10 protein-coding genes are annotated in these 9,189 nt (G+C 68.0%); 5 read left to right on the top strand and 5 right to left on the bottom strand.

Translation table 11 applies throughout. The features are described from left to right. Positions 1-86: 86 nt before the first annotated feature. Positions 87-1,463 carry an IS1380 family transposase gene (locus J7I98_RS39350; RefSeq protein ID WP_214929863.1) on the top strand — a complete coding sequence of 459 codons (1,377 nt, stop codon included), beginning with the start codon at positions 87-89 and terminating at the stop codon, positions 1,461-1,463. Positions 1,464-1,719: 256 nt separating this feature from the next. Here the strand turns inward: J7I98_RS39350 and J7I98_RS39355 are convergent, their stop codons facing one another. Both J7I98_RS39355 and J7I98_RS39360 read right to left on the bottom strand, forming a co-directional pair. Then, positions 1,720-2,787, bottom strand: a complete 1,068-nt coding sequence (locus J7I98_RS39355) for a terpene synthase family protein (RefSeq protein ID WP_214929864.1) — start codon at positions 2,785-2,787, stop codon at positions 1,720-1,722. 96 nt (positions 2,788-2,883) lie between these two features. Further along, positions 2,884-4,128, bottom strand: coding sequence for a polyprenyl synthetase family protein (locus tag J7I98_RS39360; RefSeq protein WP_308378119.1), 1,245 nt, complete (start codon positions 4,126-4,128; stop codon positions 2,884-2,886). Between the two features lie 815 nt (positions 4,129-4,943). Here J7I98_RS39360 and J7I98_RS39365 point away from each other — a divergent pair. The 3 genes from J7I98_RS39365 (at position 4,944) to J7I98_RS39375 (ending at position 7,279) form a co-directional block, all read left to right on the top strand. Next, on the top strand, positions 4,944-5,786 hold the full coding sequence (locus J7I98_RS39365; RefSeq protein ID WP_214929866.1) for a hypothetical protein: 843 nt from the start codon (positions 4,944-4,946) through the stop codon (positions 5,784-5,786). Continuing rightward, complete coding sequence (locus J7I98_RS42000) at positions 5,695-6,360, top strand: hypothetical protein (RefSeq protein WP_251021871.1); 666 nt, start codon at positions 5,695-5,697, stop codon at positions 6,358-6,360. Before J7I98_RS39365 ends, J7I98_RS42000 begins: the two co-directional genes overlap by 92 nt. Before the next feature lie 508 nt (positions 6,361-6,868). Next, positions 6,869-7,279, top strand: coding sequence for an Imm10 family immunity protein (locus J7I98_RS39375; protein ID WP_214929867.1), 411 nt, complete (start codon positions 6,869-6,871; stop codon positions 7,277-7,279). Between the two features lie 487 nt (positions 7,280-7,766). Here the strand turns inward: J7I98_RS39375 and J7I98_RS39380 are convergent, their stop codons facing one another. After that, positions 7,767-8,063 (bottom strand): type II toxin-antitoxin system PemK/MazF family toxin, encoded by a 297-nt coding sequence (locus tag J7I98_RS39380; RefSeq protein ID WP_214929868.1) that lies wholly within the window; start codon positions 8,061-8,063, stop codon positions 7,767-7,769. Beyond that, entirely contained in the window at positions 8,060-8,251 is a 192-nt protein-coding gene (locus J7I98_RS39385) for a toxin-antitoxin system HicB family antitoxin (RefSeq protein ID WP_251021733.1), read from the bottom strand. Before J7I98_RS39385 ends, J7I98_RS39380 begins: the two co-directional genes overlap by 4 nt. 39 nt (positions 8,252-8,290) lie before the next feature. Here J7I98_RS39385 and J7I98_RS39390 point away from each other — a divergent pair, with 39 nt between their 5' ends. Continuing rightward, positions 8,291-8,434: a hypothetical protein gene (locus tag J7I98_RS39390; protein WP_214929869.1), complete on the top strand. Its 144-nt coding sequence runs from the start codon at positions 8,291-8,293 to the stop codon at positions 8,432-8,434. Between the two features lie 47 nt (positions 8,435-8,481). Here J7I98_RS39390 and J7I98_RS39395 read toward each other — a convergent pair. After that, a partial coding sequence (locus J7I98_RS39395; RefSeq protein ID WP_285438148.1) for a helicase-related protein occupies positions 8,482-9,189 on the bottom strand: 708 nt, incomplete at its 5' end.

A 9,189-nucleotide genomic window follows, 5' to 3' on the forward strand; every position in this document is an offset into this window, starting at 1 on the left:
GTGCTAACTCACCGGCATTGCTCTGACCAGCGAGAATAAGGATTGTTGAGGCCCTTGTTCCCGCTCCTGTCGGAGGCACTTTCCAGGTGAAGAAGCGTATCGGGTCGTACCCGTCTGCCCGCGTGCGGGGCGGTGGCCGCGCGGTGGTCTCCCAGGCTGGGTCCGTGTTGCTGGTCGAGACCATCCGCAAGTCTGGTCTGGACACTGCGATATCGGCGGCGCTCGCGCCGTGGCACAAGGCTCGGGCGGTGCACGACCCCGGCAAGGTCCTGCTGGATCTCGCGCTTGCGGTCGCCATGGGCGGGGACTGCCTGGCCGATGTCGCCCTGCTGCGGGCCGAGCCGGCCGTGTTCGGCCCGGTGGCCTCCGAGCTGACCGTCTCCCGTCTGATCACCGCGCTCGCCCAGTCCGGCCCGAAGGCCCTGGACGCGATCCGCAAGGCCCGGGCCGAAGCGCGCGGGCGGGTCTGGCGGCTGGCCGGGACGAAGAGCCCGGCCGCTGACGGGCAGGTGACCGTGGACATCGACGGCGTGCTGGTGATTGCACACTCGGAGAAACAGGATGCGACGCCGACGTGGAAGAAGTCCTTCGGCCACCACCCCTTGGTGGCGTTCGTCGACCACGGCCAGGACGGGTCCGGGGAACCGGCGGCGGCCCTGCTGCGGCCGGGCAACGCGGGCTCCAACACCGCAGCCGATCACATCACTGCTGCCGGCCTGGCCCTGGCCCAGCTCCCCAAGCGACTGCGGCGGGGGCATCAGACACTGATTCGTACCGACTCCGGCGGCGGCACACACGAGTTCGTGAACTGGCTTTCCAGGCGCGGGCGGTGGCTGTCCTACTCGGTCGGGATGACCATCACCACCGACATCCACCAGGCCGTACTCAAGATTCCCGCCTCAGCGTGGACGCCGGCCGTCGAGGCCGGTGGCCAGACCCGCGACGGCGCCTGGATCGCCGAGATCGGCGGACTCCCGCTCGCCGGCTGGCCCACCGGCATGCGGCTGATCGTCCGCAAGGAACGGCCGCACCCCGGAGCCCAGTTGCGTTTAACCGACGTCGACGGCAACCGGCTCACTTGCTTCGCCACCAACACCAAGGACGGCCGGATCGCCGATCTGGAACTGCGGCACCGCCGCCGGGCCCGGGCTGAGGACCGCATCCGAAATGCCCGCGACACCGGCCTGCGCAACCTGCCCCTCCACGACACCAGCCAGAACCAGCTCTGGCTGGAGATCGTCTCACTCGCTCTGGACATACTGGCCTGGATGCCGATGCTTTCGCTCGGAGGCGATGCCCGCCGCTGGGAGCCCAAGAAGCTCCGCCTCCGACTGTTCTCCGCCGCTGCCCGGCTGGTCACGACGGGCCGCCGCCGGTGGCTCCACTTCAACCCCCACTGGCCCTGGACCAACGTGATCACAGACGCGATCGACCGGCTCCAAGCCCTGCCAAACCCCGGCTGACCAGCCGACTCACCTGTTCCGACAACGCGCATCAACCACCCCGGAAAGTGGAACCCGGCGCCCACCCGACGCGAGAGCCGGGCCACCGCCCTGCCCGAACCCCGAAAACCCCCACCGGCCACACCACAAAGGGCCCGTCGGCAAGCTGACGGACCCCCCATGAACGATCGAGGCTAGGGCCTGCGGCGACTTCAGTTACGGGACAACCCTTAGGTGCGTTGTCCGGAAAGCCGCCGCCCACGTGGCGATCGTTGCATCACCGGCCTAGCTGCTCCCACCACCAGGAAACAGATGCGAGGGATGGCGGTTCGGTGCGAGGATCGGAGGGTTCTTTCAAGTAGTGGGAGGAGATCAGGTTCCTTTCCGGCGCAAGCCCGGCGGCGTTGAGGTAGCGCAGGGCCTTCAATCCCCACTCGATGACCGCACGTATCCCGTGAGCGATGTCGAGCACGTAGACCCGGAGACCCTCGTCGGCCGTCAGCATGAGCTGATCACCGAGTTTCATAAACAGGGTCAGAATCCGGTCGCGCAGGGCGACAGCGACTGAGACCGCCTCTTGCAGTGAATAGCGTGGATTCTCGTGGAGCAGGACATTGATGATGTTCATTTCGCTGTGGTTCTGCTCCCGCTCCCGCGCATACGAGATCAGATCGTTGTCCAGGGCCATCACCAGGTTGGCTGACTCGACCAGCGCCCGGACCTTACGGGAGCTCATGATCTCGAGGGGAACCTCGACGCCGTTGGCCATCTCGATCATCATCAAGTCCTGGCCGGCGACGCTGTATATGCGCATCGCCAGGTATGCGTCCAGGGACGGCATGATGCCCCGCTCCGCGTAGCTGATCTGCTGGGCGACACCCAGTAGCCAAGCCCGGAATCCCCCTGTCCAGCACATCATCTGGGCGGGCGTCGCCCACTGCCGGAACGTGCGAACAATGTCCTGCAGTGCTCCGACGTACGGGTCGTCATCGAGCGTCCGCGCGTCCGGCAGGTCCAGGACCCGCTGGTAGCGCGCAGCCAAAACCGCGAAATCGCGCACGCAGGTGCTCACCGGACCCTCATCACACATATCGTCAAATGCCAACGCCCAGTACGTCATGTTGGCGACTGCCTGTATGCGTTCCGTGATCGCATTCGGCGAGAACCGGGCAATTACCTCTGCGGAAGCCGTGGCGATCAACCGTGCACGGTCCTTATCTCCGAAAGCGAACTGATCGATCCAGGCGATGGCTCTCTGTTCGATGGCGTCGGCTTGAGGATGGATGGCGGCTTCGAAGGGGCAGTAGAAGCCGGGGAGTCCGAAGGCATCGGGGTCCACGGTCACGTCGTGATATCCGTTCGTCTGGTGCGGATTGAGGTCGACCTACTTCTTCCGCTCCCAGCCGCCTTGACATGGGGCTGGCGGTTTGTGAGCGAGTTGTCAGCGGGTGCGGTCATCGGTAAGTGCTGCCAACGCAGCCAGGCGGTGTTTACTAAGGCTGTCGGGCAGGGCGTCGAGTTGGTGGAGCGCCAGGTCGCTGTACTGGCGGGCGAGGTCTGTGGCCCGAGCGCCGGCACCGCTGCTGTGCACGATCTCCCGCACGGTGTCGAGAGCTTGGGGGTTTGCGGCGGTGACTGCTTGCAGCAGAGCGACCCGGCCGGCCGGGGTGGCGAGGTCGCGGGCTAGGAGGACGGGCAGCGTGGGACGCAGGTTGCGTATGTCGCTGGCGGCGGGTTTGCCAGCAACGTCCGGGTTGGCACCGTAGGGCAACAGATCGTCACGGATTTGGAAGGCAATCCCGAGTGCCTCGCCGTATCTGGTAAGGGCCTCGGCGTGCTCGGAGCGCGCTCCCACAAGTACCGATCCGGTTCGGCAAGCCGCCGCGAGCAGAATGGCAGTCTTGAGTCGGACCATCTCCAGGTAATCGGCGACCGGGGTGTCGAAGTGACCCGCCATACAGAGCTCCGTGGCGGCCCCTTGGCACACCTGGCGGCCCACTCGGGCCTGAATCCTCATGGCTTTCAGGACGCGTGCCGCCGGCACTCCGCGATCCGCGCACTCGCCGAGCGTGTCGAACCAGGTGAAGAACAGAGCATTGCCCGCGACGATGGCGTGGTCGGCTCCGAAGCGGCGATGGACGGAGTCGCGGTTGCGGCGCACGTCGTCATGGTCGATCAGGTCGTCGTGGATGAGGCTGCCCACATGGACACACTCCAGGCCGACAGCGGCTGGAAGCACCTGGTGGACGCTGCCGCCGACTGCCTGGGCGCTGTGCAGAAGCAGAAGCGGGCGTAGAAGTTTGCCTGTCGGGACGAGCGCATAGCGAGCGGTGGCCTCAGCGCCGGTCGCATCGGGTGGCCAGCGGGCTTCGAACTCGGCGCGCAGCAGGTCGACCAGTTCCTTGTCTGGCAGGTAGGAACGTTTCTGTAGATGTCCTGAGTGGGGTGGTGCGCTCTCCGATGGAGGCGGAGATAACGGGGTGCCCATCCGTGAGCCCTCCTTCGCTCGGCACCGGCCGAAGGCCGAACCGGCCGGAAGCTCCCGCGCGAGCTGGACGCGGTGCCGAGCGGATGCTGCCCAGTTGACCGTGGTCAGACACCCGCGCACTTCGGGTGCAGGAAGCGCACGGATCGCCTGTGGGCGCACTGGCGCACGCAGCGGGGGCGCAACCAGCCCCGACCGCATATGCCCAAGGCAGGGTGAGCTTGCCACCCGCTACGACAAGACCGCAGCCATCTACCAGGCCGCCCTTCACCTGCGGGCATCCACATCTGGGCCGGGGTCTGTCAAATGAACGGCTCTGGCTCACAAGCGGTGGCGACGCAGCGTGGCCGTGCTGACGGCGGGTGATACCTGCAGCTTGGGACGGTCCTGCGCCGGCGCCAGGCGGGTACCAGGCGACTGCCGGGACACTGGCAACCCGACCGTCCTCCCGGCTCCGCGTCGCCGAAGGGCAGGAGCCCTGCGCCTTGGCGACGGCCTCCACCAGCCACGCTGTCGCGGATCCGTTCACGGATGTCCCGACAAGGCGACGCCAGAAACATCATGACGCTGCGTCACCACCGCTTGTGAGCCAGAGCCGTTAGCTTTACAGACCCGCAACCGGTGCCTAGGTACAGGTTTACCGTCGGAGGTGTCCCCGCCCGCACCGGGCGAGGGCATGATGACGGGAGTGGTCACGATGACGACCTGGGTACCGGCCTCCTGCACGCTGCCCACCACCGAGCAGCCGCTGCGGGTCGCGGAATTCGACGCGCTGTTCGCCCGCCGCTACTGCCTCCGGAGATCTTGAGTCCGGCGAGACGGCCGGGGCCCTTGTGAACGCTGGGAACTCCGGTGCCGCGAATGGTGTGGACGCCGGATCGGCAGACCTCGCCGCAACTACACAGCACCACGCTCCCCACGCTCGTGTGGTTACTCCTGGTGGGTCTCTCGAGCTCTCTGGTGGCTTTTCCGGCGAAGGCCGTGGGGGTGAAGGCCGTCGGCCGGAGCGCGTGTGCGTGCGCGAGGACCAGGCCGCTGACGGCGGGGACGCCGCTGCCACGACCGGGTTGCTGGTAGCGGAGGTAGGCCCGCTGCGCGGGGAAAAGCCCAAGGAATCCCATGCTGTTGAGATAGATGGGCCGGGCCAGGCCGCAGTTGCTGCTGGTCGGACACGGCTGACGGTCGTGGACGGCCGCGGTGCACCGCAGCAGCAGGGGCGGAGAGTCGCTGACCTGCCGGATCTGCGGCTGCGGGTGGCGTTGGCGCCGGTGGCGTGGCTGTGGGCGCAGCTCACGCGCGGGCAGCAGGGCGTAGCTCGCAGGGCTGTCGAACAGGGGCTGAAGGTGTTGGACGGCATTGCCGGGCCCGAATCAGCACCTCGGCTGCTCGCCGACCGTCTGACCGACCGGCTGGAAGAGGCTGGCGGCGAGGCCCTGGTGCGCGAGCCGCTGGGTTGGCTGCTGGGCAGGGGCTTGGTCCAGCGCCAGGCGTGTACGGACCTGCGCTGCGACGACGGCATCCGGCTCGATACCGGCGCCAGCTGTGAGATGTGCTCCAACCAGCGGCATGTCCGCCGCGCTTGGCGCGCGAAGATCACTGCAGAGGTCGACACCCAGATGCCCGGCACCGATCCCGCGATGCGGCAGACTGCCATCGAGGAACGGCTGCGTCACCAAGTCGCGCTTGAGGCGGAGAACGTGATGTGGCGCCGTCAGCAGGCCGAGGCCGGACGGGCCCGCCGCCAGGCCGCCCGCGCCAAGGCCGAGGTTGAGCAAGTCCGCGCGGCAGGCCCGGCCCTGCGAGGACTGCGGTGCGGCCCAGCAGACAGGGCTGTGCGAGGCGTGCGGTTACCGGCGTGAGCTGCCCGGCCTGGTCTCCGAGGCCGAGCAGCTCGCGGCCGCCGCAGCGGCGGCCGCGAGCAGCTCGTCCCACGTCGCCGCCGCCGTTGACCGGGCGCGTGCCGAGCTGCGGCGGGAGATCGAGGACGCCCAGCGCCAGTTCCTGGCCATGGTGGACGAAGCCGATTTCAAGCCCGACCCCCGGGATGTCGACACGCTCCTCGCGCACACCACCCTCGACGCGGTCCGCATGGTCGCTGCCGCATACCGCGCGAGCGCGCTTGAGATGCTGGCCCGCTCACCGAAGGTCGAGGCGGAAGCGCGCCGGGCGTACGCCACCGAGAAGGGACGCCGCCGGCACGAGTGGGCCCCCGACGGGCCGATTGCCCTCGCGGCCGCTGAGAAAGCCGCCGCCGACGCCCGCGCCCGCACCTCCGAGCACCTGCTGGCTGCCTGGCTGGACCAACTGCGCACCACACAGGAGCAAAACGCCGCCGACGCCATGGTTCCCGCGCCGCGCAGCCCGTGGGCCGACCGGCTCGCCGAGCTCGCGGCTCGCCCGCTCGACGACGAGGTTCTGGGGGCGATCGCATGACTGCCGTGGAGCCGGCCGGCGTCGACCTGGCCCGCGTCGCGCTGCGCGTCGCGATGGAGGCGGTTCGAAGAAGAGCGGCGACCAGGCCAAAGTCGGCAAGCTGGGGCGGCCCGCAGGTGGGCATTGAGTTGGGCGACCGCTGCTGCACGGCCAGCGGCCGCGGACGGCAGACGTTGCGGGGCACGGAGGGACGGCTGCACGAGACGTGCACCGCCGCACTGCCGCGACTGGCAGCGTCCCGGCGAATCGTCCATCTGCGTCCCAGCACGGTCCTGCGGAGAGCACAGCAGATTCTTCTCAGTGCCGCCGTGGGTGGCGGGTTCACCTCCGCTCGCGCGGAGAGCACGACCATCCTGTGGACGCTCACGCAATTCCCCAGCCAGAAGTTCACGATCTTCCCCAGGGGAATCCCGGGGTCTGCGTCGTGGGCAGCGTCCTCTGAAGGTGGAACGCCGGGCGCCCGCCCCTGCCTCCTGCCTCGGCTGAGCGCGCTGATAGAACCCCCGTCATGACGTACCGATTCACCGCCCGCGCCGCCAGAACAGAGATCGACCCTGACGGCTACTTCACCGAAGCCGCTCTTGCCGAGGGTGAGGACGGAAGCGGCTTCATCTTGATGTTCATGGCGGGAGAGGAAGACCCAGACGAACAGGAGGTCGTCCTGGGGATGGACACATACTGCCTGGTCACAGCCGGACAGGGGACCGCGTACGGCTGTGTACGCGAAGCCGTTCTGACGGGCAACGTCCTCCGCGTCTCGCTCAACCCTGAAGCGCTGGAGGACCTGCGGTTGAGCGACAGTGAGATCGAGGCCGTCATCGAAGCACCGCCCGAAGACATCGCCCTGTTCCGCGAAGTACTTGCCCAGGTACTCACCTACGGACGCGCGGACGCTGTGCCCACTCGTCTAGCCGTATGAGCCGCACACCGGGCCGTGGTCCAGCCATGGGTGGGGAATTACGTGAAGACAAAGGCGTGACCCGTGGGGAATTGCGTGACCGTCGACACATCCCTGCACACGCAGGGAGCAGGTGGTCTTCGCGGCCGCGGCGACGTAGCGGCGGGGACCATCCCCCGCGTTTGAGGGGAGCATCGCGACCCTGCGCGAGGCAGGCGTGAACGTGTTGCTCGGCGAGGGCGGATACGTACCGCGTCCGCCGGGACAGGGCAGGCCCCGCGAGTTCCCATGGGATCTCGCCCTCGATGCCCTGCCGGCATCCTGATTCTTCGTCGACCGCCGACGCCAGACTGACCGGAAGCCACGCGCCCGGCTCCCCCAGGGGCCGGGCGCCGTTGCGCCCGGCGAAACCCCACGGCGCCCCGGCGCGGTCGTGCGCGAGGCTCCGTCCGCACGTGACGCCAACGCTCCCCGGGATGACGAACCGCCCGCCCCGCCCCTTGGTGATCTACAGGTCGAGCACCGCGCGCAGGGCCTGGCTGACGCGTTCCATGGCCGCCGGCTCCACGCTGCCGAGCAGCTGCCCGTCGCCGAAGCGCGCTGTTCGCAGTTGCTGGAGGTTGACCGCGACCGCGGTGCAGGGCAACGGCTTGTCGAGCACGACGGACATGGCGGTGTCCGGGTAGCGCCCGGCGGGGTGCAGCACGATCGCGAGGACCGCGCCGTATGCCTGTTCCAGGCCGTCGAGCGAGACGACGAGGACATTGCGGCCGTCCGGCAGCGTCCAGATTTCCCCGCGCTTCACAGAGTGTCGCCCTCGCCGCACAGGTCGTCGCCGAGGCCGAGCCTGGCGAGTTGCTGGGCAGCGTCGAGCACAGCCTGTCGACGTGCGGCGCGCACGATGTAGGCGTTGAGGGACAGACCGGCAGCCTCAGCGCCGGCACGGATCGACGGGTCAAGGTCATCGGGGATTCGCAATGTCATGACAGCCATGCCACCACATTAGCAACCGCAGAGCGGTGTCAGTCAGTGGTGGCGCTCGCTTTTCGCTTCATCGAATACGCAGAGAAGGCCCTGGAGCGGGTCGAGGATCCGGGCCTGCTCGCCATCGCGTACGCCGTGTTGGAGACCGGCTACGACATCGACAACGTGCGTTCCGCCATCGAGTCGGCCTGACGGCCTCTGGCAGCCAGCTCGTGAACGTGCGGGGTGGAGCTGCACGGCTACACCCCGCACACGTTCTCGGCTATGCCCAGTCGAGTCCGAGTCCGAGTCCGAGTTCGGCGAGCGGCGTCGTACCCGCGCGTCCAGTCCTGCCGCTCGGTGTCCAGGATCTGGAACTTGACCCACTTGGCGACCATCACCGGATCCCTGGGGGCGGCAAAACGGAGCAGCAGCCGGGACTCCGCCTCGCCTTCCTCCGGCTCCTCACCGATGTTTTGCGACGGATCAACCACGCGCTTCTGGTTCTCCTGCGGAATCGCGAGCATTTCCACGGCACGCTCGTCATGTGCCCGAAGCCCTTCAAGGACCTTCACCAAAGGCCGGTACGAGGCAGAAGTGAACATGTCTTCCGGCTGCTCACCCGGGGCCAAAAACACGGGAACGATCAGCGTCGCAACCTTCCCCTGATTCGGCTTCTGCCTGAGCGCCCGACCGATTGCCTGCACGATATCCACCGCCGACCCCTTCGGGTCCAACAGGGCCACGGAATCCACCGCCCTAATATCGACACCCTCACCCAGAACACGGCAATTCGAAAGCACCGCACGCCCGGCCCGGCGGCCGAAGTCCCCGAGCGCCTGGCGCCTGGTCACCGTGAGCTGCGGTTCTACTCGGCTCGCACTGCGCGAAGCGGCCCCATTATCTGCGGCAAGGCCCTTGGCGCCGGTTCCCGGTCCGTTGTTCCCCGTCCCCCGGTACAGCTCCGG

The sequence above is a fragment of the Streptomyces sp. ISL-98 genome (genome assembly GCF_018614055.1).
In the GTDB taxonomy this organism is placed as follows: Bacteria; Actinomycetota; Actinomycetes; order Streptomycetales; family Streptomycetaceae; genus Streptomyces; species Streptomyces spiramyceticus.